The sequence below is a fragment of the Parapedobacter sp. genome (assembly GCF_035556095.1).
Classification (GTDB): Bacteria; Bacteroidota; Bacteroidia; order Sphingobacteriales; family Sphingobacteriaceae; genus Parapedobacter.
Genome location: NZ_DATMFT010000018.1, coordinates 76,053 through 101,296, shown reverse-complemented (window position 1 = coordinate 101,296; position 25,244 = coordinate 76,053). Strand labels below are relative to the sequence as shown.

Annotated in this window: 22 protein-coding genes and 2 pseudogenes; 14 read left to right on the top strand and 10 right to left on the bottom strand. The window is 48.2% G+C overall.

Translation table 11 applies throughout. The features are described 5' to 3' along the window. Positions 1-26 precede the first annotated feature (26 nt). The 8 genes and pseudogenes from VNQ80_RS08890 to VNQ80_RS08855 form a co-directional block, all read left to right on the top strand. Positions 27-1,106 (top strand): hypothetical protein, encoded by a 1,080-nt coding sequence (locus VNQ80_RS08890; RefSeq protein WP_325637598.1) that lies wholly within the window; start codon positions 27-29, stop codon positions 1,104-1,106. Positions 1,107-1,236: 130 nt separating this feature from the next. Further along, positions 1,237-2,553, top strand: a complete 1,317-nt coding sequence (locus tag VNQ80_RS08885) for an OmpA family protein (protein WP_325637596.1) — start codon at positions 1,237-1,239, stop codon at positions 2,551-2,553. Positions 2,554-2,647: 94 nt separating this feature from the next. Next, entirely contained in the window at positions 2,648-4,435 is a 1,788-nt protein-coding gene (locus VNQ80_RS08880; RefSeq protein WP_325637594.1) for a chloride channel protein, read from the top strand. Positions 4,436-4,546: 111 nt separating this feature from the next. Beyond that, positions 4,547-6,787 carry an inorganic phosphate transporter gene (locus tag VNQ80_RS08875; RefSeq protein ID WP_325637592.1) on the top strand — a complete coding sequence of 747 codons (2,241 nt, stop codon included), beginning with the start codon at positions 4,547-4,549 and terminating at the stop codon, positions 6,785-6,787. Positions 6,788-6,886: 99 nt separating this feature from the next. Beyond that, positions 6,887-7,216, top strand: a complete 330-nt coding sequence (locus VNQ80_RS08870) for a metalloregulator ArsR/SmtB family transcription factor (protein WP_325637590.1) — start codon at positions 6,887-6,889, stop codon at positions 7,214-7,216. 79 nt (positions 7,217-7,295) lie between these two features. Further along, positions 7,296-7,733: a DUF6428 family protein gene (locus VNQ80_RS08865; RefSeq protein WP_325637588.1), complete on the top strand. Its 438-nt coding sequence runs from the start codon at positions 7,296-7,298 to the stop codon at positions 7,731-7,733. Position 7,734: 1 nt separating this feature from the next. Continuing rightward, the gene (locus VNQ80_RS08860) at positions 7,735-8,163 is read left to right on the top strand and encodes an arsenate reductase ArsC (RefSeq protein ID WP_325637586.1); all 429 of its coding nucleotides are present in this window, start codon (positions 7,735-7,737) and stop codon (positions 8,161-8,163) included. A gap of 11 nt (positions 8,164-8,174) precedes the next feature. Next, a pseudogene (locus VNQ80_RS08855) lies at positions 8,175-8,546 on the top strand (arsenic resistance protein); the annotation flags it as partial. Between the two features lie 114 nt (positions 8,547-8,660). On the opposite strand, the gene VNQ80_RS08850 reads toward VNQ80_RS08855, so the two are convergent. Together VNQ80_RS08850 and VNQ80_RS08845 are read right to left on the bottom strand one after the other, a co-directional pair. Next, a complete protein-coding gene (locus VNQ80_RS08850; RefSeq protein WP_325637584.1) occupies positions 8,661-8,801 on the bottom strand; it encodes a Txe/YoeB family addiction module toxin in 141 nt (46 codons plus the stop codon). Positions 8,802-8,813: 12 nt separating this feature from the next. Further along, positions 8,814-9,011: a DUF2683 family protein gene (locus tag VNQ80_RS08845; RefSeq protein WP_325637582.1), complete on the bottom strand. Its 198-nt coding sequence runs from the start codon at positions 9,009-9,011 to the stop codon at positions 8,814-8,816. A gap of 140 nt (positions 9,012-9,151) precedes the next feature. Between VNQ80_RS08845 and VNQ80_RS20950 the strand changes: the two are divergent. Further along, a pseudogene (locus VNQ80_RS20950) lies at positions 9,152-10,117 on the top strand (Rpn family recombination-promoting nuclease/putative transposase). 65 nt (positions 10,118-10,182) lie between these two features. Here the strand turns inward: VNQ80_RS20950 and VNQ80_RS08830 are convergent. Next, entirely contained in the window at positions 10,183-10,845 is a 663-nt protein-coding gene (locus VNQ80_RS08830; RefSeq protein ID WP_325637576.1) for a helix-turn-helix domain-containing protein, read from the bottom strand. Between the two features lie 300 nt (positions 10,846-11,145). Further along, entirely contained in the window at positions 11,146-11,358 is a 213-nt protein-coding gene (locus tag VNQ80_RS08825) for a hypothetical protein (RefSeq protein ID WP_325637574.1), read from the bottom strand. A 72-nt stretch (positions 11,359-11,430) separates the two neighbouring features. Here VNQ80_RS08825 and VNQ80_RS08820 point away from each other — a divergent pair, with 72 nt between their 5' ends. Genes VNQ80_RS08820 through VNQ80_RS08810 form a run of 3 tightly spaced genes read left to right on the top strand, consistent with a single transcriptional unit; the run spans position 11,431 to position 17,546 of the window. Then, on the top strand, positions 11,431-12,960 hold the full coding sequence (locus tag VNQ80_RS08820) for a TlpA disulfide reductase family protein (RefSeq protein WP_325637571.1): 1,530 nt from the start codon (positions 11,431-11,433) through the stop codon (positions 12,958-12,960). Beyond that, positions 12,957-16,157 carry a SusC/RagA family TonB-linked outer membrane protein gene (locus tag VNQ80_RS08815; protein WP_325637568.1) on the top strand — a complete coding sequence of 1,067 codons (3,201 nt, stop codon included), beginning with the start codon at positions 12,957-12,959 and terminating at the stop codon, positions 16,155-16,157. The genes VNQ80_RS08820 and VNQ80_RS08815 overlap by 4 nt, the downstream gene beginning before the upstream one ends. A 9-nt stretch (positions 16,158-16,166) precedes the next feature. Then, entirely contained in the window at positions 16,167-17,546 is a 1,380-nt protein-coding gene (locus VNQ80_RS08810; RefSeq protein WP_325637566.1) for a RagB/SusD family nutrient uptake outer membrane protein, read from the top strand. A 137-nt stretch (positions 17,547-17,683) separates the two neighbouring features. Here VNQ80_RS08810 and VNQ80_RS08805 read toward each other — a convergent pair whose 3' ends face one another. Both VNQ80_RS08805 and VNQ80_RS08800 read right to left on the bottom strand, forming a co-directional pair. Next, a complete protein-coding gene (locus VNQ80_RS08805; RefSeq protein WP_325637565.1) occupies positions 17,684-18,214 on the bottom strand; it encodes a hypothetical protein in 531 nt (176 codons plus the stop codon). A 60-nt stretch (positions 18,215-18,274) separates the two neighbouring features. Beyond that, on the bottom strand, positions 18,275-18,892 hold the full coding sequence (locus VNQ80_RS08800; RefSeq protein ID WP_325637564.1) for a hypothetical protein: 618 nt from the start codon (positions 18,890-18,892) through the stop codon (positions 18,275-18,277). A gap of 298 nt (positions 18,893-19,190) precedes the next feature. Between VNQ80_RS08800 and VNQ80_RS08795 the strand changes: the two genes are divergently transcribed. Continuing rightward, a complete protein-coding gene (locus VNQ80_RS08795) occupies positions 19,191-19,760 on the top strand; it encodes an RNA polymerase sigma factor (protein WP_325637562.1) in 570 nt (189 codons plus the stop codon). A 17-nt stretch (positions 19,761-19,777) separates the two neighbouring features. Continuing rightward, the gene (locus tag VNQ80_RS08790) at positions 19,778-21,097 is read left to right on the top strand and encodes a FecR domain-containing protein (protein ID WP_325637561.1); all 1,320 of its coding nucleotides are present in this window, start codon (positions 19,778-19,780) and stop codon (positions 21,095-21,097) included. 239 nt (positions 21,098-21,336) lie between these two features. On the opposite strand, the gene VNQ80_RS08785 is transcribed toward VNQ80_RS08790, so the two are convergent. The 4 genes from VNQ80_RS08785 to nhaA all read right to left on the bottom strand — a co-directional run bounded on the left by VNQ80_RS08785 (position 21,337) and on the right by nhaA (position 25,136). Beyond that, complete coding sequence (locus VNQ80_RS08785; RefSeq protein WP_325637559.1) at positions 21,337-21,720, bottom strand: HU family DNA-binding protein; 384 nt, start codon at positions 21,718-21,720, stop codon at positions 21,337-21,339. 463 nt (positions 21,721-22,183) lie between these two features. After that, on the bottom strand, positions 22,184-23,020 hold the full coding sequence (locus VNQ80_RS08780) for a universal stress protein (RefSeq protein ID WP_325637558.1): 837 nt from the start codon (positions 23,018-23,020) through the stop codon (positions 22,184-22,186). Then, positions 23,017-23,925, bottom strand: coding sequence for an alpha/beta hydrolase (locus VNQ80_RS08775; protein WP_325637557.1), 909 nt, complete (start codon positions 23,923-23,925; stop codon positions 23,017-23,019). The genes VNQ80_RS08780 and VNQ80_RS08775 overlap by 4 nt, the downstream gene beginning before the upstream one ends. After that, a complete protein-coding gene (gene nhaA / locus VNQ80_RS08770) occupies positions 23,922-25,136 on the bottom strand; it encodes a Na+/H+ antiporter NhaA (protein WP_325637556.1) in 1,215 nt (404 codons plus the stop codon). Before nhaA ends, VNQ80_RS08775 begins: the two co-directional genes overlap by 4 nt. Between the last annotated feature and the right edge of the window lie 108 nt (positions 25,137-25,244).

Genomic DNA, 25,244 nt, shown 5'->3' with positions numbered 1-25,244 from the left:
GTCGAATCTTTAAATTTGATACTCCTATGAAAAAGCGAATAATAAATGGCGCGATACTATTGTTAATCTTGACGATGTCGTCGTGTAAGAAGGGTGACACCGGACCGCAGGGGCCTCCAGGTGTTGCAGGAGAGCGGGGAACTTCTGGTAGCAGTGGACCGGCAGGAAAGGATGGAAACTTGATACTGAATGGCACAGGGACGCCTGCTGATGGACTGGGTTCAGCGGGCGACTATTACCTGAATACCGCAAATTCGACGCTTTATGGTCCGAAGACCGATGGAGGATGGGGGAAACCCACCAGCTTACAGGGACCGCGTGGCGCTACAGGTGCGCAGGGGCCGAAGGGAGATCGCGGTGAGACGGGTGCTAGGGGACCTACGGGCGCTCAAGGCCCCAAAGGTGATGCCGGCGCAACCGGCCCCCGTGGCACTACAGGTGCGCAGGGGCCGAAGGGCGAAAAGGGTGATGCCGGATCGCAAATACTCAGTGGCACGGTATCGCCTACTACCGAGATAGGCCGCAATGGCGATTATTATTTCCATACCACCACCGGTGCATTGTTCGGGCCTAAATCCGACGCCGGGTGGGGTGCGGGTATTGTTTTGCGGGGTGTTCAAGGCCCTAAAGGTGATAAGGGAGATAGGGGTGACCTAGGTCCTCAAGGGGAGCGTGGGCCTAAAGGTGACCAAGGCGATACAGGCACGGCCAATGTTATTTATTCTGAATGGATAAGAGCGGAGTGGGATTTCCAGAATTCGCGTTCTCGCTCGTTGACGATCAATGGTATCCAAGCACTGCAAAACCCGGAAAAAAGTAGCGTGCATTTATATATGAGGTTCGGGGTACAAAATGCCAATTACGCGTTGCCCTATACTGAATTTTGGAATGATGGAAATGTAACCACGGATTACACCTTCGGACGAAATTACATTAATGCGCGGATTATAGGTACGGGCGTGAATATCGATCCGTTTCAATATAACGAAATTTACTTTCGGTACATCATTATTCCCGGTGGGATAGCCGCATCTGCAAAGACTAACCGTATTGATTTAAACAGCTTGGATGCTGTATCAAACGCATTCAACATTCCGATGATGTAAACCAAATTGTAAATCAAAATAGAATTTTATCACCATGAAATATAATACCAACATTATTTTAGTCTCTGTTTTTAGCTTAGTCCTATTGTTAGGAACTTTCATTTCTGCCGAAGCGCAGATTTGGAAAAACATGGGAAAAAAAATCGAAAAGAAAGTGGAACAGAAAGCTAGCCAACGAATTGAGCGAAAGATTGATAAGGCGATCGATAAGGGACTTGACAAAGTGGAGGAAACGCCCGGTGAAATCGCTAAGTCTGAGAAGGATGGAAAAACGAAAGGCCAGCCTCAAAAAAAAGGAAAAGACGCTAATAGGGAATCCCGTGCGGGCGAAGCTGAGGGCTTGCCACTAGGTAACGCTGACACTTCTACTGCTAGTTTGCAGCGGTACAGCAAATTCAGCTTTGTGCCGGGTGAGGAAATCATCGCTTTCGATGATTTTTCCCAGGACGCGGTAGGTGATTTACCCGCTTCTTGGATAAGTACCGGCACTTCCGAAATAGTTAACTTCGAGGGAATGGAGGGGAACTGGGTATGGTTCAACAAGACCACAGGAAATTTCATTCCCGAATATTTGCGGGATTTCCCGGAAAACTTCACCCTTGAGTTTGACCTGATGTACGATTTCGCATTTGGCACATATAGCAACGCACGACTGCTAGCGCTGGTGTTTTCTGATATTGCCAATCCTGAAGCTAAGATGGACTGGACAGGCACCCCCGGATACTTCTTTCTCCAAAAATTGGCTGACAATTACACGGGGATTGAGTTCTCCGGAATCGGGAGCGATGGCGGGCCCTTCATTACGGGTAGGAAAGCCGTAGCTGCGGACAAATCCCTCAACTACTCGACACCGTATAAAGCTGGCCTGTTAATCAACTCCGACGGTATAAATGTGCCGATCCGTATCTCCATCGCACGGATGGGTAGGCGGCTACAGGTTTTTGCCAATGAAGAGAAGGTGTTGGACTTAACAAATGCCTTTGAAAAGACCGCGGAGTTGACGAGCGCTCGATTTTTTGTAAACAACAATACGGATTCCGATAATTATTACCTAAGCAATATCCGTTATGCCGTTGGTAAGCCTGATACGCGTAATAAACTGCTTTCTTCGGGTACGTTTACGACCTCGGCAATTACTTTCAGCTCAGGATCGGCACATATCAAACCGGAATCCTACGGGATATTGAAGGAAATAGCCGATGCACTGAAGTCGGAACCCGGGAAATCCGTCACCATTATTGGCCATACTGATAGCGACGGGGCTGAGGATTTAAACCAACGGCTTTCAGAGCAGCGGGCAGAGGCCGTGAAACAAGCCTTGGTGCAGGAGTTCGCGGTGAGCAATGGAATGGTTGCGGAGGGGAAGGGCGAAAGCACACCCGTAGCAGATAATGTAACAGTAGTTGGTAAAGCGAAGAATCGCCGAGTGGAGTTTTTAATCAACTAAACCGACTCGGGAATGCTGATTGAAGGGTGATTTTGTTATTAAGTTAATATAGCGCCGCACTTTTTGGTACCATATGATTAGCTTTGTTGGTCATATGAGGCGAGGCGGCAAATATTTATTAAAGCTCAACCAATGGCGGATCCAACGGTTATCAAACCGGAATTTTCTGGTTATTCTTTCCGTTGTGGTTGGTATTATTGGCGGCCTCGCGGCAGCGGCACTGAAAGGCCTCACACATTCCATCGCATCCTTTTTGCAGGACGGAGTACAATGGGAATACAAATATTACCTGTACCTTTTTTTTCCACTGGTGGGCATCCTGCTTAGCGTGGTTTACGTAAGGCGGTTTATCAAAAGCAAACACATGGCGCACGGTATGACCCCAATTATGTATGCCATATCACGTAAATCGAGCAAGCTCGAACCCCACAACATGTATTCGCAGATCATTACCAGTGCACTGACCATTGGGTTTGGTGGGTCGGCCGGGTTGGAAGCACCCATTGCGAACAGCGGCTCGGCAATTGGCTCTAACATCGGCCGTGTGTTCGGGCTAAATTACCGCGAGGTGACCCTGTTGCTGGCATGCGGCGCCGCGGCCGGTATTGCCGGGGCGTTTAACAGCCCTGTGGCGGGGATGATTTTCGCGATAGAAATCCTCCTGCCCGAATTTTCGATACCGGCATTCATCCCGTTACTCATGTCGGCAGCGACGGCTTCCGTGATATCGCGTTTGCTGTACAGCGAGCCACTGTTCCACCTGCTTACCGACGATTGGGACCTGAACGCGCTGTTTTTCTATGTGATGCTCGCGGTCGTTGTCGGCTTGTTTTCTATCTATTTCGCGAAACTGAGTACTGCAGTGAACGGATGGTTTGCGCGCATCGCCAACCCATACCGAAAAGTGTGGTTGAGTGGACTGCTATTGGGGTTACTCATTTTCCTTTTCCCCGCGCTATATGGCGAGGGGTATTTGGCCATCCAACAGATTCTGGACGGGAATCACCGTGCACTGCTTGAAAACAGCATCTTTTCGGAATACAGTTCTTACGGTTATTTGATCGTTTGCTATGCAATTATTACGGTATTTGCCAAATCGTTTGCTTCGCTTGTAACACTCAACAGCGGGGGCAATGGCGGCATATTCGGGCCCACGGTAGTGATGGGTGGTTTATTGGGCTTTGCCTTTGCCTACGGATTAAACTTGACGGGGTGGGTAACCCTTGATGTTGCTAATTTTTCCGTGGCGGGAATGGCGGCTGCGTTAAGTGGCATCATGCACGCACCCCTTACGGGTATTTTCCTGAGTGCTGAAATAACCGGCGGCTACGCCCTCATGGTGCCGTTGATGATCGTAACATCCATTGCCTACCTCATCAACCGCAGTGTTATGAAACACTCCATCTATACCAAGGCATTGGCAGAAAAGGGGGATTTACTTACTCATGAAGACAAAGATCGTACGGTGCTGAGCATGATGAAGCTCCGCTACGTGCTGGAAACGAACTTCACGATCCTCCACCCGTGGGAGAAACCGGCAGATAGGCGGTATGACATCATCCATACGAAGCGGAATATTTTTCCGGTGGTGGATGACGGGGGTAAGCTGATGGGAATCATTTACAGCGAGCGTTTATTTGAGATCCTGTTGGGCGAAACGAATGAGGGAGACAAAGCGATTGCGGATTTGGTGCAGAAGCCCGTGGATACGGTGCAGATGGGAGCTAACATGGAGGTGGTGATGAACAAGATGAACCGCGAAGACATCTGGATTCTGCCAGTGGTAGACCAAGATGGGAAATACATGGGCTTTGTCTCTAAATCGGCTGTTTTTAACAAATACCGGGCGCTGTTGATGCGGCAGGCCGATTACCTCGGGTAAATAGACCGGCAGCAAGCGTCGGGGTTGTTAACATTAACTTAATATTAACACAACGGTTAATACACATTAACTTTACATTTTTGGGGCCGTTATCCGTAATTGGAAATTACTATGGAATACATGTTGTTTATTATTGCGGTACTGCTCGTGTTGGCTATTGCGGATTTGATTGTAGGTGTCAGTAACGATGCTGTCAATTTTCTGAATTCAGCCATCGGGAGCAAAGTAACGACCTACCGGAATATTATCCTTATTGCAGCGGCCGGTATATTGGTTGGGTGTTTTTTTTCGAGCGGTATGATGGAAATTGCCCGGAAAGGGATTTTTCAGCCGCAACATTTCACCTTTGATAAGGTGATGTGGATATTCCTCGCCGTGATGCTCGCCGATATCGTATTGCTTGATATTTTTAACTCGTTAGGCCTCCCTACTTCGACCACAGTCTCCATCGTATTCGAGTTGCTCGGTGCTTCGATGATTATGGGCTTTCTATTTGCGGCCGAGAAAGGGGAGTCAATCGGTGAGGTAATGAAATACATCAATACCGATAGCACGTTTTCAATCGTTTCAGGCATATTTCTTTCTATTTTGATTGCCTTTACCGCGGGAGTGATTGTACAGTTCATCATGCGCTCCGCATTTACTTTTCAATACGAGAAGCGATTGAAAAGCCTTGGTGTCCTTTTCTCCGGAATCGGCATAGTCGTCATTATCTATTTTTTATTGATTAAGGGGCTGAAGGGAACCAACTTGTTGGAGGGGGAGTGGGTAAACCACATAAATAATAATATCGTGACGGTTATGCTGGCGATTTTGGCCGTTGCGATAGGACTTTGCTATCTGCTCCAGCGCCAGTTCGGTATAAACCCACTCAAGATTGTCGTGCTGGCCGGAACCTTTTCCTTGGCGATGGCATTTGCTGGAAACGACCTGGTGAACTTCATCGGTGTACCGATTACGGGCTTGCTGGCCTACCAGAACTGGGTGGGGAGTGGTGTGGCGGCCGATGCGCTGTACCAGGACTACTTAGCGAATAGCGACATCATCGTACCGAATTACATGCTAGGCATAGCAGGGGCGGTGATGGCGCTGACCTTGTGGTTGAGCGCGAAGGCGAAGAAGGTGACTGAGACCGAAATCAACCTCGGCAAGCAGGGCGATGACGGCAGCGACGAGCGGTTTAAACCAAACAACATTTCGCGACGGGTGGTAAAGACCGCCATGATGTTGGGCAATGTGTTTGATGCGGTAATACCGCGCAACGTTAAGCGTCGTTACAACCTGAGCTTTGAACGGGATAAACTGCAAAAGGCAACGCAGGTGGGGGAAGACGCGCCGGCATTTGATTTGGTTAGGGCAGGCACCAACTTGATATTGGCGAGTATATTGATTGCGTGGGCCACCTCGCAGAAGTTGCCGCTATCGACCACCTACGTGACCTTTATGGTGGCCATGGGTACCTCATTGGCCGATAAGGCCTGGGGCCGTGAATCGGCGGTTTACCGGGTTACGGGTGTACTCAGCGTAATCGGGGGGTGGTTCATCACGGCATTGATTGCGTTTTCGGTAGCCGGCTTATTTGTGTTTGTGATTTACCAAGGGGTGGTCGCTACGGCGGTGCTGATGGGTATTGTACTCGCTTACATCATCATTTCAAACATTACTTTCTCTAAAAAGGAACAGAAATCAAAGATCGAAAAGAGCAGGCTCAGCTTATTGGAAGAGCCCGACCTCGACGTATACATCCGCAGCAAGAACATGTTGGTAACGATGATCATCGAAATCTCTGGCCACTACGGTACGGTGCTAAACGGCATCCGTAGTGGCGACGCTTCAGCCATCAAGAAGACGGACAAGGAGCTGATGGACCTCATTAAGTACTCATACAAACTGAAGCGGAACAGCCTCCGGGCCATCCGGAAACTCGGGGCTGCCGACCGCCGCTCGGCTGAGGTGATTGTACATGGCTCCGATCTGATACAGGATATGCTCCAATCGGCCAAGTTCCTGAGTGCTGAAAGTCTTCAGTATATCGAGAACCTACATGAACCTCTGGCCAGTGGATTTATCGATACGCTAGAGGTACTGGCAGGTAAAATGGACAAGTTCTTCCGGTTGGCTACCAATGAACTCAATGAAGAGGATGGGCCGGATGTACCACTGCTTCGCTTGAGCCGCAATGAGATCCGCGAGTTTATCAATACCCATTTCGGGAATGAGCTGGACATCATCCGCCGTAAGGATATTGGCAGTAAGCAAGCATTGCTGCAAACCAGTATTTTCCTGCAGAGCCGCGACATACAGGCGGTGCTTTTCCGAATTTGTAAGCTCTACGGACGGTTTGAGAATTGAGGCCCGTGCCTTCTGGAATGAAGCTGCGCAATGTTGTTGGTGATTGATTTGCGATTTTGAAGTATTAATCGTAATATTGCAATGTAATAGTGAGGTACAATGGGTATTACCAGATCAGAAATATTCAATGAACAGCAGAATAGGCTGGCGGTTACGCTGAAAGCATTGGCACATCCAGCCCGGATTGCTATCCTGCAGTATATCATCAAGCAGAATGCCTGTATCTGCAACGACTTGGTACAGGAACTCGGCCTAGCGCAGGCCACGATTTCGCAACATCTCCGGGAGCTTAAGAATATCGGCATTATCAAGGGAAACATCGAGGGCACCAGCGTTTGCTACTGCATCGATGAAGGTATATGGCAGTCCGTGAAAAGCGAACTTGACGCCTTCTTTTCACAGGATGTAGCCGGGGAGAAGTGCTGCTGATTTTTTTGGATTTATATATCGTAATAATGCATTATAACAATACTGATAAAATTAAATCGGAAATATAACTTTTAATACCATGAGACTATCTGCAATAAAGCAACTGCTTCCCGAACTGGACAACATGAAATTCCAACTGGAAGACGGCACATTCGTACCTGAACACTTCCATGTAACCGAGGTCGGTATGGTCACCAAGGATTTCATTGACTGCGGCGGCGTGATCCGCCACGAAAAGGTAGTCAACTTCCAGCTTTGGAATGCCGATGATTACGAGCACCGACTGAAACCCGGCAAGCTACGCCGCATTATCCAGCTGTCAGAAGAAAAACTGGGTTTGGAGGATGCCGAAATCGAGGTGGAATACCAAAGCACCACCATTGGGAAATACGATTTGGATTTCAATGGGCAGCATTTTGTGTTAAGGAACAAAGCAACTGCTTGCCTGGCGCAGGATGCGTGCGGCACTCCGGTTGCCGTTTCTCCTTGCTGCACACCAAATGAAGGTTGCTGCTGATATGGAAAAAAAGAAGATATTGGTGCTCTGCACAGGCAACAGTTGCCGGAGCCAGTTGGCTGAGGGCTACCTGCGGCATTTCGCCGGGGGCCGCGCGGAGGTTTACAGTGCGGGCATTGAGACACACGGTGTGCATCCCAAAGCCATAGCGGTGATGGCGGAAGATGGGGTCGATATTTCCCACCACACCTCAAACCATGTGGATGAGTATGATGGAATTGCTTTCGATTACGTAATCACGGTGTGTGACAATGCAAAAGAGAGCTGTCCGGTGTTTCCAACACGGGCAAAAAAATTCCATCATAATTTCCCCGATCCGGCAAAGGCGCAGGGAACGCCCGAAGAAGTGATGGACCAGTTCCGAAGCGTGAGGGACATGATTAGAGATTACGCCGATAAATTCGTAAAAGAGGTGGTTGGCCAGCGTTAAGCCAAAAGGATGTCGCTTTACTGTTTACGATCGTGGTTATGTTCAGCTTGAAAGGTGAGCTGATCGTACAGATTCCCATGGATGTTGTGCGCATCGCCATCCCGCTGGCCATTTACTTTGCTGTCATGTTCGTTTTCAGTTTCATCATGGGTAAGCGCATAGGTGCCGATTATTCCAAGAATACGGCAATCGCATTCACCGCTACCGGAAACAACTTTGAGCTTGCCATTGCGGTGGCTATCGGCGTCTTCGGCATCAACAGCGGGCAGGCTTTCGCGGGGGTCATTGGTCCTTTGGTGGAGGTCCCCGCATTGATCGCGCTGGTAAATCTTGCCTTCTGGTTCAGGAATAAATATTACAAAACCGATGTGTTGTCGCAATAATGCCCACAATTTCCCTTCCAACCTCGCTACCTTGGCTTCGAGTTCGGCGATGTATTCCACCAAAGATGCTGTCGGGTTCATAACTCCATTTATTTTAAAGGGTGTGGAGCAATTTTAAGTATAATGCCCTTTCAAAGAAAAGACATATACAATATCACCGCGCACCTGATATACATAACGGTGTTCACGGTTTATGCGTCTTGACCATTTTCCTGAATATTTATGTTTGAGCGGCTCGGGCTTGCCGGAATGCACGTTGGGTGAATTCTATTTCCATAACTCGTCCAGTGTCATTTTCACTGTACGACCCGCCTTGATATCCTCTTCGCCTTCCTGCATTTTCGCAACAAAATCAGCATTGTAAGTTGTTTTGCTTTCTTCAAAATCAACCTTTAGGGCTTTCAATACGGCCTTGATTGCCGTTAGCTTCTCGCTACTGTCCGGATGCACGATTAAATATCCCATAGTTCAAAATTACTAAATATTCCTTACCTATTCGCCGCGTTCCTTTTTGGCAAGTGTATTTCTATTGCTTTTCTAATAACCCCCTGAGGTACGTAATCTCTTTATCTTTAAAAATTAAGCTAAAATTTTTATCTTTACGCATGGCCGATTCAAAAGAACCTAAAATAGGCAGATTCATCGATCCACTTACGGACTGGGGCTTCCGTTATCTTTTTGGGCAGGAACCCAACAAGGAGATCTTGAAAGCGTTTCTCAACGACCTTTTCCAAGGAGAGAAGCATATTGTAGATCTCGAATATGCGCCTAATGAACACGATGGTGATGATGACAAGGACAAACGTGTTGTATTCGACCTGCATTGCCGCGGCGATAACGGGGAATATTTCATCATTGAGATGCAGCGTATCCGTCAGGATTTCTTCAAGGACAGGGCGCTGTTTTACATCTCGCGGCTCATCCAGCGGTTGCTGAAAAAGGGCAAAGAATCCAACAATTATGAACTGCCTGAAGTTTACTTCATCGGCATTCTGGAGTTCCCTATGGATGTGGATGAACAGGGCAGGTATTTCCACGATATTGCCTTAGTGGAAAAGACGTCAGGAAAAGTTTTTCATTATAACATTAATTGTTCTTTAGCGACATAATGGAGCATTCATGCATTTTGTTTAACAGCTGCATGAATGGTTTACAATAAACTGGGTTTTAAATTTCTTGAATTGCCTAACTTTGCAAAGGAAGAAGGTGATCTGCTTACAGATACGGATAAGTGGATGTATCTGTTGAAGCATATGAGCACGCTGGATAAGGTTCCGACATTTTTGGATAAGCGGGTTTTTCAGCTTATCTTTAAGATATCGGAAGTAGCAAAATTAAGAAAAGAGGAACGTATGGCATACGAAGCAAGTTTAAAAGCTAAATGGGATACGCAGAATGCGTTTAACGCGGTACGGAGGGAAGCGAGGGAAGCAGGGAAGGAAGAAGCTGGTTTCCAATTTGTAAAAAACTTACTGTTCAACACCGATTTCGATGATGTAAAAATTGCGGAATTGGCATCCGTTTCTTTGAGTTTTGTGCAGAAAGTTAAAGCTGAATTGAAAGTCAAGTAGAATCAGGAATAAATAGAACCATACGGGAATACAACAGAGCCATACCTTCACCGGTGTGGCTTTTCTTATTTCGGCAACGGTTCCGGTCTCGTTGCAGCGGGTTCATGAGCAGCCAGGGCATCCTTTCCAGTTTGTGTTGTGTAATATCTTTGCCCGGGATCGTTGGGATTCGCTAAATTTGTCATCGTCATCCAGCCTGTGGACTCTCCTTTCAGGAAATCCAGCATGTTTTCAAAACGCGGTGTCTTGGAGTTGAGGCCGACTTTCTTTAGCAGCTCACGCTTAGATAATGGGGACCACCCCGCCACAAGTATGTTGTGCATATCCTTTATATCGTCATCATCGAAACTGTATGCTTTTGCTTCGTCAGAGACCAGTTTAACTTGGTGCCTAAGTTGGTCAATCAAGTGATTGGTACTCTTCTCGGCCAGCGCGTTTTCCTCGTCGGACCGTCCAAGTGCTAGAAAATCTTTGTTGAATACGTCTTCATCTTTCAGGCCGTGGGCTGCCGCATTGTCAAGCAGCGTTGTGACTTTCATCCCTACAGAACCAGCTTCATATCTCCCATACATCCCTCTGTTGAGCTTCTTTGCGTTTGCGAATTTTTCGTAGCTGGTATATCCTGCATTTTTTCTGAGCTTTTGAAAAGCGTTTCCTATCGCTTTTCTCAGTTTTAAATGTAGCGGATTTTCCTGTTTTTTCTTGCTTTCAGTTGATTTGTTCTCCATATATAAATCAACCTCGAATTAAAACATCATACAACTCGAAAAAACGAGCTATTGTTATTTGTTTATATCAGCTATTGTTTTTATAATTGCATTATCAAATTATTTGTAGATATTTTATGATTAAAAATTAGTTAAGTAAATATTATTAAGTATAGGGTATAATTAAAGAGTCTCACTTCCCTCATTGCCTAACAATGTTTTCGAACGGTGAGAGCGATAGATTATGCCTGCATCTCTTAATGTGCTACCTTTGTGGCTTTAAGAATGTGGGCGCTATCGTTTCTGCTGAGTTCAACGGTGTTAGGCCCGGAGGGATAAGGCAAGGCGGAGCGCCCCTTCTTTATTTAAGTGAGACTCGCTAAACAAGCGAGCAATGACAACCAAGCCCAGAGCCAATACATCCAACATACTACCAGCTTCCCGAAGCGGGGCAAATACCCGATGCGCGTTTACCGCGTATGACCGCTTGTACCCCAAGAAGCCGAAGAAACCAATATAGCTTTCATTATTCACGCTTTTCTGCAGTTTCAGATTGCCGAAAAAGCCGGATTAATAATCAAATCACGAATTGAATTATGAAACAAAATGAAGCAAAAATTACGCTTAGGGGATCACTATGCCCTAACCAAACATAAACCGAAACACCATTATATACGATACATCAGCCTAATGGCTGTACTGATGAGCATGTGTTTGTATGCCGTGAAGCAGGTCTCCGCCCAGCAGGCGGAGCCTGCGGCTACGGCAGTTGCAGAAATCAAACCGCTGCAAATCGGCGACACCATCCCCGAATGGCTTTGGCACCATCCGTTGCAAGTGGTAAACCATTCGCCCATTGGCGGAAGAGATACGGTCACGCTCGATGATTACCGGGGGAAACTAATCATCCTTGATTTCTGGGCTACATGGTGCAGTCCCTGCATTGCATCCATAGAAAAGCTTTCTGCCATCCAACAAAGATACCCTGGTAAAGTCGCGTTGATTCCCATAGCTTCCCACGAGGCCATTGATAACCAATCACTGGCCAACTTCATGAAAAGTAAGAACTGGCCTGTTGCATCGGTAATAGACCGAGATAAGTTCTTTTTCGACGGGGTATTCCGCAATGGTGAGAGAAACGGCATACCGTATGTGGTTTGGATAAAAGATGGAAGAGTTGCCGCAAAGCCAAAGATTGCCTACGTGACCGAAGAGAACATCCTACGGTTTTATGAGGGCGAACCCGTGGATATCGAGATGAAATCTGGGAATGTAGGAGCCATTGACCGCTCAAAATCGCTGTTCCTGCCTGACAATGGTTTCACAAAAGTATACCAACGCCTTTCGCCATATTCTGCGATTGGCGGATACATTCCTAATTATGGCACCGGGCGCAAGATGGAGATCAGCACGCAGGATGATACCGTCGCGGTAATTTCCATAAACCGGACCCTTGAAGACCTGATATTCGATGCGTTCTCGACCGCTATCATGCCAAAGTTGGATAAAACAAATGGCATCTACTGGTGCATAGACTCCGGATTAAGAAAGAGATTGTTCGCGGACCGCCCGGGATACGATAAAACAAACGATCTCCAGCATTATTTAAGGCGGATGAAATGGCTTGAAGAAAACACATACAGTTATAATCTCAGGGTCCCGGACGATACTCCGCAAAGGGAAGTATTCAAAATGGCCAGACGTGATATCACGATGTTTTTTAAAAAACATCTCGGCGTTGATATCGCGGTTGAACCGGCGATGAAGCACCGGTATGCGGTATTAAAAACCATCGGAAGCCCTCAGGAAACGCTGGCACTATTGAACGCAAACGACGAAGGCCGGCGGCTGGTGGACACACCGTCGCATTATCAGCGGCAACATTTCGAACAGGTTTTCTTAAAGGAAATATACAACAGATTATCGCCGTTGACCATCAATGCGGTTATAGACAGTACGGGTATTCCGTCGGGTACCTTCGTCTGTTTCGACCTGCCAAATGATACGTGCGGTGACGACAATGTCATTGTTAACGCACTTAAACGCTATAGACTCTCTCTTTCAATCCGCGAGACCTACGTACCCGTGATCACAGTCAGGCAGTCAACGCAGAACAATTTAGAGAAATGCTTATGAAACCAATATATTTAACTATTATCTTCGTGATTGTCTTAACGGCTACCGCAGCAGCGCAACCATACCAAGGGCGGGTGCTGGCATCCGACACAAAGCTCCCGTTAGCGGGAGTCAATATAGAAAGTACAAATAGCGGACGGATAGACGTCTCGGATTCCAACGGATACTTCCATATAGCAATCCAACATCAGGCAGACACCTTTATCGCGAAACATCTTGGCTACGAAAGCCAAGAATTTACGCTGGCTGCCATGGGCAAGTCCCTTACGTTATACCTGACCCTGTCGTCAGCCGTATTGCAGGAAGTCATTGTCAATACCGGTTACTACGAAATACCCCGCGAAAGGGCTACCGGCTCATTTGCGCATATAGACCAACAAACACTCAGTAGGAGTGCAAGCACAAATATTTTGGATCGGCTGGAAGGGGTGACCAATGGGTTGCAATTCGATCGAAGTTTGGTAACCGGAGAGAACGCCGGTTCTGCTGCGCCACGTTTGCGCGTAAGGGGGCTTTCAACTATTGAAGCCGGGTCTGACCCCCTCGTTATCGTGGATAATTTCCCTTATGACGGGAACATCTCAACCATAAATCCAAATGATGTAGAAAGTGTAACCGTCCTCAAAGACGCCGCATCAGCTTCGATCTGGGGTGCACGTGCTGGAAACGGTGTTATCGTCATCAATACAAAAAAAGGACGCCGCAACCAGCCCTTCACCGTAAACCTTGTCGCGAATACCTCTTTTTTGGAGAGCCCGGACTTGTTTTACTCACGCAATTTTCTCCCCTCCGAGACGGTGATGAAAATCCAGGAAGAGTTTTTTTCCAAAGGCGGGTACGTGGAGGATGAATCTATATACCTCCCACTGTATGTGGAAATGCTAATCAAAAAACGGGATGGTCTTATTACTGACGAGGCATTCGATTATATGCGTAACCAGTATCGTCAAGCCGACCTGAGACAGCAAGCGCGCAGCTATCTATACCAGACCGGGTTGACGCAGCAATATGCGGTAAATGGTAGTGGCGGCGGTGAGCGATACACCTATTATCTGGCCGGTAATTATGACAATAACAAAGGGAATGTTATCGGCAATTCAAGCAGGCGGGTAAACGTGAACATGCGGAATGAATTCAAGATAAATAAAAAAATCTCCATAGAAGCCGGAATCTGGTACACGTCCAAATCCGCAGTAAACAACGGACTGACCTATACGGCGATTGGTAATGGCGCAACCGAGCCTTATCTTTTGTTAGCGGATGAACAAGGCATTCCTTTACCGACGGGTTATTATTCTAGACGGTTCTCCTATTCGGAAAACGCGATTGAAAAGGGATTGGTGAATTGGCAGTATTATCCGCTTGAAGAAATGGAATTGCGCAATCGGATAAGTGATGACAGGGAAGTGAGGGTGACCAGTGGCTTCAACTACAGAATTTTGAATTGGCTGGATGTAAAGGCCAATTACAGGTTCCTGTCAGGTCAATCCGGGGGAAGCAACTACTATGATCCAGGGAGTTTCTATGTCAGGGATTTGATCAACAGATTCACGCAGCCCGATGGCAGACAGGTTATTCCCCACGGTGGAATAAACGACGTCATGCCAAACAATGCATATTCCACCCATTCCGGTAGGGTGTTGCTCAATCAGGAACGGGAATGGAGCGGTTCACATCGCCTGTCGGCGTTGGCCGGGATCGAGTTATCCGAGCATCGGATATCGCAAACACCCGGCTTGAGGCTATATAATTTCAGTAACGATTTCCTGGGTGGAACCCAGGCGTTCGATTTTACGACATGGTATCCGGTATTGCCCCGTGGAAGTGCCAGGGTCGAGAGTGGTCAGGGTAGCGTGGAAAGGAGACTTAATAGGAATCTTTCTTACTTTTCAAATGCAGCATACACCTATCTGGACCGTTATATCATTTCCAGTAGTGTAAGGTGGGACGGCAGCAACCTACTGGGGGTGAAAACGAATCAGCGGGGTACAGTCCTGTGGTCTTCGGGCGTGAGTTGGCGTATCGATGAAGAGAAATTCTACAATAAAGATGGGATATTTCCCCGTTTACGCTTAAAAGCGACCTACGGGAGTGGCGGAATTATCGATAAATCGCAGGGGCACTACCCAACCGTTTCCTTCCGGATCAATTCGGATACCGGTTTACCGTATGCTGATCTGCTCCATCCCGGCAATCCGAGTTTGAGATGGGAAACGGTTAATACATTGAACCTTGCAGCGGAGTGGGGGATGAAAGAGGAGCGCCTTTCGGGGAGCGTAGAGTGGTATAACAAAGATGCAAAAGACCTGCTGGGAAGTTTCATGATCGATCCTACGACAGGTGCCGGCCCGAACTATCGACGCAATTACGCCAGTATGCGTACACGTGGCCTTGATCTGCAGATCAGCAGCCTGAATATCAGGAAAGCAGGGTTTCATTGGAAAAGTGTTGTGATGGTGAATTATTCGTCCAACAAAATAGTATCCTACGACACCCCGGAAAGTGCAAATGTATTCGATTATTTCTTTCTCAATGGCAGGCCTCCGGTTGTCGGACGTTCCTTGGACGCGATTTATGCATTTCCGTGGTATGGTCTTAACGGAAATACCGGGCTACCGGACCTTCCCGGTTACGAAGACGGAAATGTAGACTACGACGAGCATATTCTGAATTTCGACCCTAACGATTTATCGTTGATGGGCGTCGGGGTGCCGCCTTTGTTTGGCTCGCTCCGAAATGATTTCTCGTTTAAAGGATTCGACTTGAGTGCGATGATTTCCTTTAGCCAAGGCGGGTTGTTTAGGAGAACGTCCATGGTGCCCGGGGGAGAATACTTAACTACGCCAAGATACCACCAGGACTACTTCAGGCGTTGGCAGGAACCGGGAGACGAAGCATTCACGGATGTCCCGGCCCGGGTGGAGCGTTACCATGCAAATCTTGCTGATTTTTATACCTATTCCGAAGTACTGGTGGAAAGCAGTGACCATATCCGGTTGCGCGATATTAATCTCAGTTATACAATAGACGGGAAAAAGGTGGGAGCATTATCCTTCCAAAGCCTCCGCTTAACCATAAATGCCCAAAACCTTGGAATCCTTTGGCGGAAGAACCGAAGTGGCGTAAACCCACTATATCCCAATGCGGAATTTCCGGCCCAGCGATCAGTCACTCTGGGCTTTCAATTGACATTATAAAGTTTGACAATGAAGAATTTAATTTATCTAATCGTCTCGGTTGCTCTCTCCGGTTGCGGTTCAGCATTTTTGGATGTGCGCCCGAACCAAGGCCAGCGCATTCCGAAAAGTATCGCTGACTATAACGCGATGATGGACAACACTTCGCTACTGAATACGTTTTCTTCCCACTCGCTTGGAATGATAGGTTCGGATGAGTATTTCATGCTGGACACGCGATATGACGCATTTCCGGTAGGCAGTGCTACCAATTACATGAAAAGGGCTTATACTTGGGAAAAAACCATTTATGAAGGCGGGGAAATCGTTACGGATTGGTCGCGCGGATATAGCAGGATTTTGCAATGTAACATTGTTCTGGATGGGTTGTTGAAAATGGATGCCAGTAAAAAGGAAAATGAGCTATGGCGCCAGGCGAAAGGTAACGCACTATTTTTCCGTGCGTTAAACTATTACTGGCTCGCCCAATTGTACTGTGACCCGTACCTCGCAGATTCGGCGCCCCAAGCGTTGGGGTTGCCACTCCGTGTGGAGGCCGATGTTACCATTTCCGTTGCTCGCTCTACAGTGGAAGAAACCTACAGACGCATCGTCAATGACCTGCTGGAGGCCGAATCTTTGCTTCTGGAGCTTCCGGACAATATGTACCAAGCGTCAAAATGTGCTGTTTTTGCACTTTTAGCAAAAACATATATGCAAATGGGGCGCTATGATGATGGTCTGATTGCTGCATCCCGAAGCCTATCAATTAAGCGGAATTTGATAAATTTCAATCACTTGGATCTGGATGTACGATACGTATTTCCCGCGAACGGAGAAGGGAATCCGGAGATTATTATGTTTACATCTGCCACGAACATGACGCCGTTAACGACTGCACGGCAATGTGTGGACACGGCACTTTTTGCTTCATATGGGGATAACGACCTTCGGAAAACAGCATATTTTCATCACAACTCCGACGGCAGGATTCTATTCAAGGGAAGCTACGTGGGAAATCCGGCATTTTTCACGGGTCTGGCGGTCGATGAAGTTATCCTCAACAGGGCTGAATGCAGTGCCCGCCTGGGGGATTTTGAAGGAGCAAAAGCGGACATGCAATATCTACTTGATCATCGGATTGACGATGTGCTGGACCAAAAGATGCCAAAAATCAATAATGATAACCTCTTGGACCTGATTGTTAGCGAACGGCGGAAAGAGCTTGTGCTGCGCGGCACCCGATGGGAAGATTTGCGCCGTTTTAACAACGAGGGGGTATTCAGGGAAAAAGTCGAGCGACGCATTCACGATACGACCTATGAACTGCTGCCCGGTTCCAAACGTTACACATGGCCATTGCCCGTAGAAGCTATTGCGGCGGGTAAGTATGAGCAGAACAGCCGTTGACAAAGGGTGGATAGCGCAAAGACTTCGTTGAGATGAAGTTCTTCGGTTTCAATGTAAGCTTCGCTGGACCAAAAAATCCCCAAAATCGCAATCTATAAGAGATTGGATTTTGGGGATACTAACGGCATTGACCATCGTTATATATCGGGTTGCCTTGCATAACCCAGAGAGGCCTTGCTCGTTACAACGGAGCTGCCGGGATGGGCAGTCAGCGCATCTTGAACAGAGCCGGAGGTTATGTTGGGAGCTGTCGTTCCGGGAAATTCAATCAACACTGTGCAGAAATCACCCTCATTGTCAAGCTGCGCACACCCCTCACTATCGTATTCTTCCGGCTCGTCCGATAGTCCTGTAATCATTTGATTACTCGGGTTACTAGATGCGGTTGCATCGAGACTATACCATTGCTGAACAGTCTGAACGTGCGTCTTATTACTGGTAATCGATGGTAAACTCCTCACCCAATCGGGGTCAGCTTTGGTTATCGCGGCTACTACCGTGTCCAGATTGATGTCTACCGTTTCCAACTGAGCCTTTTCAATGGTTGGGCCAACCGTTGTTTCCGTGGCGTAAGATGCCAAGCTTACACCGCCTACCAATGCGCCAAACAATACTACTTTGCTAGCCTGCTCCGCGACTTTTTTGATTACTATAGATAAAATACCCATAATCTTTGCCGGCATTATAACGGAAATGCCGCCCGTTTTAAGTTAAAAAACATGTATTGGTCAGTCGGTCAACGGCCGAACTCGCCGCCGTTCCCCAAGCAGCTGGCCGGGGAGAATCGGTATCCTCAAACGATTCCCGGAAATAGGATGCACGGCCCTACGCCGGAACAACGCGTACCTGCAATCGTGGACAAATCTGTTGATCGCTCCGAAGGGCAGGCGGGGATTGCGGAATAGCATCCGTAGCGGAACACTAATGCTGAAGGCGATCAGCTGGACGAAGCGGAAAGTATGCTCGGTGGACAGCGCCAAATGTTTGCGTATACGCATCAGGTAGTACCTGTGGACCTGCGCTCGCCACTGCCTTACTTTCGTTTTTATCCGTTTGACCTGTACCTTCCAGCGTCCTGCCAACAGAATTTCCGCACCGCCATCACCGCGCTGCTGCCTGGGCAGCTTGGGGCCCGGGTGGTATATATCAGCACCTCTCGCCGTGCTTAGCGTCCCCTGCGATGGCTCCGGTGTCAAAGTTGCCAGCACCGCCGATTTGCGCAGGGAAGGGGTGTTACTTATCCGGGGCACCCCACCCGAGCGGCCATCGCTTGGCTGCGGGGGATCCGCAGCGTAAAAACCGGTGTTCCCCTTGCCACATATCGTATGTATGAAAAACCAGTGCATAACGTTTATTTCTTTTGGTTAGGGCAATACTTTCCCATCGGTCACTTTATCAAGTAATGCCCTATGAATTAATTAGTTATTTGATTTATTTCTTTGCTTTTTCCGGTTTGTTTTCCGTCCTTTGTGTTAATCCAAACTTCATTTTTTTACTACCTCGCTCTACTAAGTAACTAGCCCAAAGGCGGGTTATGTACCATACGGATTTTCACTTTTTTGTCTAATTTTTTATAAATGGCTGATACATAGACGTATTTATTTTCAATAGAATAGGTCATTTGGTCTTAAAGCAGATCAGGACATGGATAAACCTAAAGGAAACAACATTACGCTGTTCCGGCAGCTGGGGGAGCACTCCGAAACGGCCTTCGATAAACTGTACGATATCTATGCGGGCAGGTTGTTGGTGTTCATCGGCACGTACCTCTCTTTCGAAACCGAACCAGCGGAAGACGTGCTGGCGGAGGTGATGGAAGCACTGTGGATTCAGCGGGAACAGATTGCCACCAAAACAGACCCGGAGCGATGGATGTATAAGATAGCCAAAAACCGCGCCCTGGAAATGCGTAAAGTGCTCATCAGGCATCGGTATGAGGCCCTGGATGAATACCCCGGGCTGGTGAGCGACATGCTCACGGACAGCAAGCTGGAAGGGGATGAACTGGAAGGGTTGGTGTGGGAGGCACTGGAAGGGTTGACGCCCACCGAACGGGAGGTATTCGAGTGCAAGTGGCTGGAGGGGCTAACGAGTGCAGCGATTGCCAAAAGGCATGGTGTAATCGAACAGACGGTGAATAACCAGATGACCGCGGCTAGAAAGAAAATCGGCGAGTACTTGGCAGAACACCTGGACCCGGACGATATAGGATGACTAAAAAGGAGCAACCAATGATTCACAACGTAGATTACGTAAAGGGGCTGATGCGGAAGCGTTTCGAGGGAACGATTTCGCCCATGGAGTCTGCCCTGCTCCGGGCGGCGCACCGGATGTACGACGAGGGGGAATGGCTGCGCATGACAGCCCAAGCGCTGGAAGAGATGGACCACGCAACCGAAGGCGGGCTGCCCAAGGGTACCCCGCTGGACCTCCCCGCGATACGGCGCGAAGTGGATAGAAAGCGGCGGGGTGCCGCCCGGTCTAAGGCTTGGGCGAGGGTGGCCGTCGCGGCCATGCTCCTTGCCGTATTAGGGTGGGGAATAAAGAAATACTGGGAGGACCACCTCGGTCCGCTACGGGTGTACGGCGATTGCACCCCGGCGGTGGATGGGACGATTCCCGGCACCGGTTTCGAAGGGACGGTAGCCTATGGTGATGCCCCACCCGTTGCCATCGGCACCGCGGTATGGGGGCACATCGGAACGGTCGGTAACCTATCCATAGACCGGGATACATCCGGCGTGGTCGTTATCAGCAAGGGCCGCGAAGCGGCGCCGAGCGGCGCTGGGATGCTCCCCGTCATCCGGGTATCCACTGGGAAAGGCGAACAACTGGGGGTCCGGCTACCGGATGGAACCCGGGTAAGGCTGAACGAGGGTGCTGTACTGAGCTATTCCCCCGGGGGGGGAGAGTCGGCAGCTCCTGCTGTTGGGGTCAGCGGGGTAGCGTTTGTGCAGGTGCCACGGCAGGAGAACAGCGGACAGGTCGGCATCGGGACCGGGAACAGCTGGATATACACCGGAAAGGCAGATTTCGTGGTGGCCACCGCGGAGGAACGAACCGGAATCACATTGCTGGATGGTGGGTTGAGAGCCGTGTCACGGCGGGAAAAGAAGGAAAGGTCCTTACAGGTGCCGGGAGATCGGGTCAGTATCGAGAACGGGCGTGCACTCGATGGCACTCCCACAGACATCGTGGTGACCATGCATAGCGACCGGGTTGCTGATGCGCTGCAATGGGCACGGGCAATAAAAGAGTACCGCGATGTACCTTTGGATGATTTTATACGGGAGAATGCGGGCAGGTTCCACATCCGGTTCAAAGATTTAAACTGCCTGCCCAAAGGGAAACACATCAGCGCAGCCTTGTGTTACCGGGCTTCTGTGGATGATTTCCTGGCCGTCATAGAGAAACATGGGGTCTTGGTATATGAAGAAAACGGCCAATATACACTCTGCGACCCGAAAACAGGTAAACGATGGTCGCGCTCCACGGCTATCGCACACGTGGCGGATGGAGATGGCTGTACCCAATGTGGTCGGTTTCATTGATTTTACGGGGTAAATAAATTTCGTTATAAGCTATGTTTTTGCTGGGCCCGTTGCCGCCAAAAACTCGACGAAGTGACTTTGGGAAGTCGCCGAAGCCATTTTTTAAACGGCTGTGGTCGTTTTTTATTTGACTACGGTGACTTTGGGAAATGACCGTGGTCGTTTTAGGTGAATTTAAACAAAAAAGCCGCCTCGCCTGCGGCGAGACGGCTTGCTGCGCAGCGTGAGTGGATAGCCCGCTACTGGTTTTTCTTAAAAGTTAAGCCTTCCAGTTGCAGTGCAACCCGCTTACCGGGGCTGAACAGCAGACGTCGACTGGTGATGTTACCTGACGTGACGTCATCTGCGACTTCGCTCCCCTCACTGCTCCAGCTCAGGCGGAACGAGCCGAGATTGCCGAGCCGGACGATGTAACCCTGCGAAATGTTACGCGGGATTTCACGCACCAAGCTCTGCAGTACGGCATAAATATCGGATTCCGTAAGCGATGACGCGTACGAGATGTCTGTCGCCAGGTTCTCGAGGGTGATTTCGCCCGAGTGAACCGGGCGGGGGTAAAACTTCTTCGGTGCATCCGGGTCGCCCGGTTTACCGATTTCCAAAACGTTGAATTTAATTGCCATGTTTTTACTTTTTTTAAAACATTAAACCATAGAATAATACTCCGTGCCGCGGGCGGTACCCTTCCCTTGGCATTACAAAGTTGCGGAACCTGTCGAGAAGGCGTGTCGGAATTGGCGGCTTTGGCGGGATTGACGGAATTGGCGGTTTTGTCGCGCACAAAAAAAACCGCCTCACTCACTGAGATGTTCTTTGATAGCTTATGAAATCGTTGGCGGTGAGCGGTGACTTCAGCCCATAGTTACAGAAATATCACCACAACCATCAATGTCACTACCAGCGCTGTTATAAAAAAGGCAATGGCTCCAAAGGTTTCCAACAGCCCCATAGTATACATAACGGCTACGATAGCCCCAAAAACAATCAGCGATTGGGTTGTCAGCTTTAATGTGCTTTTTTTGTATTGCCCATTGCGGATATGTTTAAATGATGCTTGATATAAAAATAATATGGGTGCATCAATTCCTACTGATTAATAAATACGGGTGTTTTTGGCTGATGAATAATGGCTTTCGCAAGGCTCTTGTGAGCCAGTTTTTCAAAAAAGCTCCTTCCGCCAATCAAGGTTAGGACCGTCAATGTGGCTCCAAGCCTGTCAATAGTTTCATTGACAATATCAACACTTTCTTTACCGTGAACTAACTGGGTTGCCAGCCCGCTAAAGCCGGTTGTACCTTCCAGCTCAGCCTTCCATCGATCTAATTTCTCTTGGCCTACATCTGTTGGCGGCCCATTTTCTTCATGTATATGTACGAGTGTACATTGCTTAATAAGACGACCGAATAGGGAATTCAGACTTTTCCATGTATCCTTATCCCCGTCTTGGTAATCGGTAAAAAAAACAATATTTCCCAAACCGTTAAAAAGTGTATTGGACGGTATAATTAGTAAGGGTGCGATAGCTGCTTTGGCTAAATCATAGGTATTGCTCCCAAGCATCCCCATTTTCAATCCCGATGCACCGTGTGTACCCATCACGATGAGTTCGGTATGATCGGCCATTGTAAAATCACTTATCGCCTCAACCAAACCGGCTTTAACTTCGCCTGAAGAAATATCCGGCTTTTCGGCAAGCGGCCCCAGCGACTGTAAAAAACTCTCCATACCTTTTTGGGCTCCTAGCGTGGCTCGTTTCTCATCGGTTTGGTTTGCTAGATCGCTTTGGAAGGCCGAACGAAAGGACATATATGCATGGAGGATATGAACATTGTACCCTGTTTTTTCTGCCAGTTTAATTGCGTATTGCGTTGCTGTTAATGCATTATTCGAAAAATCCGTAGGTACTACTATTGTTTTCTTCATTTGATGATATGTTTGTAATGTGATAAGTTTTGCACATAATGATCGTTGAGGAAATCTTCGATCTGTTTTTTGACCGTATGTCTATTGCTATCGATCCAAATCATATGCCCCCAGGGATTTTCAATTAACCTTAGGTTTGCACTTGGAATATGGTCGTTTGCATGAATGGCGTGCTTTATCGGAACATTGCGGTCAAACTTACTGTGAAGAATGAGTGTCGGGCAAGAAACCCTGCTTATTAACCCATCATTAGAGACCTGTTTGATGTCGTTCAGGAAGCCATGCCCTGAGCAATAATGTAGCATGGCGTCCCTCAGCCTGACCGATTCTCTATAAGTGATCTCGTGTCTTTTCACGGTGGAGAACTGGCTAAAAAATAACTTAGCCAGTGCCTTAGGCGCGTCTCTTGCAATAACATATACCAACGCCCAAACGAGCCATTGAAGGTAGGGGTGAAATAAAACCTCGGCTACCCGATAAGTTTTATCATTTTTCTCGAGCCACTTCGTGCTGACTGCCGATGCGAGAATCATCTTTTTTACCCGATCTTTATACAGTGCTGCAAAAGTGATTGCTGAAGGGCCGCCCGCTGAGGTCCCGTAAACGATGGTTTGTTGAATGCCCAATTGATCTAAAAACCTAGCGAAGAGATGCGCTGTCGCTTCTGGAGATTCGTTATTTTTAAGCGATGTTTTGCCATAACCTGGTCGGGACGGGGTGATGAGCCGATACGTCAACGGGTCGAATCCTAAATGCGGTAGCCTATCTAAGCAATTGGAATGCCCCCCGTGAAAAAAAAGAACAGGCTCGCCCGTTCCGTAATCCGTATATTCTACCATACCCATCGGAGTCTGGATGAATTTCACCTTAAGGTCCGTAAGCTGACGACGTCTTAAGTTCATCATGTTGAGCGTGCATTATTTTCCTCAATGGGTAATGGCTTTGCCTGTTTCCTGGCAATCATTGCAAGCGTAAACGCACCGATCAGTCCGGATAATAACGATGCTACCAATACGGAGAATTTGGCTTCTGCCATCAACAGTTCTTGCCCGGCAAATGAAAGTAACGCGATGAAAATGGACATGGTGAAGCCGATACCTGCCAACAATCCCACACCTACGATATGCATCCAGGAGGCTTTGTCGGGCAAGGTACACACGCGCAGTTTGACGGCTATCCAGGAGATGAGTGTAATGCCCATGGGCTTGCCGATGAGTAACCCAAGTATGATACCCAACCCAAGCGGGGTGAACAGCCCATGGAACATCTCCTGCTGGAACCGGATATTGGTGTTGGCTAGGGCAAATACGGGCATGATGAGGAAGTTGACGGGTTTCACCAATATATGCTCCAATTTTTCAAGCGGTGACTCCTTGGCATCAGGTGTGGTTGGCAAGGTCATAGCTACCAACACGCCGGCGATAGTTGCATGTATACCCGAGTGATGGATGAAGTACCAGATAAAAACGCCGGGTACCAGATACATGTAGAGGCTCTTGACTCCAAAACGATTGAAACCCAGTAGCACAATGAAAAGCCCTCCGGCATAGAGCAAATAATTGAAGTGCAAATCGGATGTGTAAAAAACCGCAATGACCAATATCGCCACGAGATCGTCAACTATGGCCAATGCGGCCAGGAAAATTTTGAGGGACACCGGAACTTTTTTACCCAGCATGGTGATGATAGCGATGGCGAAAGCAATATCGGTAGCCATCGGGATACCCCACCCCGCGGCTGTTGTTGTTCCTGAATTAAATAGGGCATATATCGAAGCTGGCACAAGCACTCCGCCAACCGCGGCGAATATGGGGAGTGCTGCTTTCTTTGGCGAGGATAATTCGCCTTCTACCAATTCGCGCTTGATTTCTAATCCTACCATGAGAAAGAAAATGGCCATTAGCCCATCGTTGATCCACAGCAGCACGGAATACCGAAGGTGTAGTTGCTCCGTGTGGATGCCGAGTTCGGTGGCCAGGAGTCGCTCGAAATGGACGCCGAGCGGCGAATTGGCGATAAGCAGGGAAACCACTACACAAAATAATAGGATAACGCCCCCCGCTGATCCGGATTTAAGAAACTCACGAAAAGGCGCTAGATTTATCAGTTTATTCATACCGATAAAAATACCAAATCGCGTAACTAAAATCAGAATCCCACGAACTTCTTTATAAAATCTTTATACCTGAGTTTCTAACTTTGCAGTAAAATTACTCCGAACTTG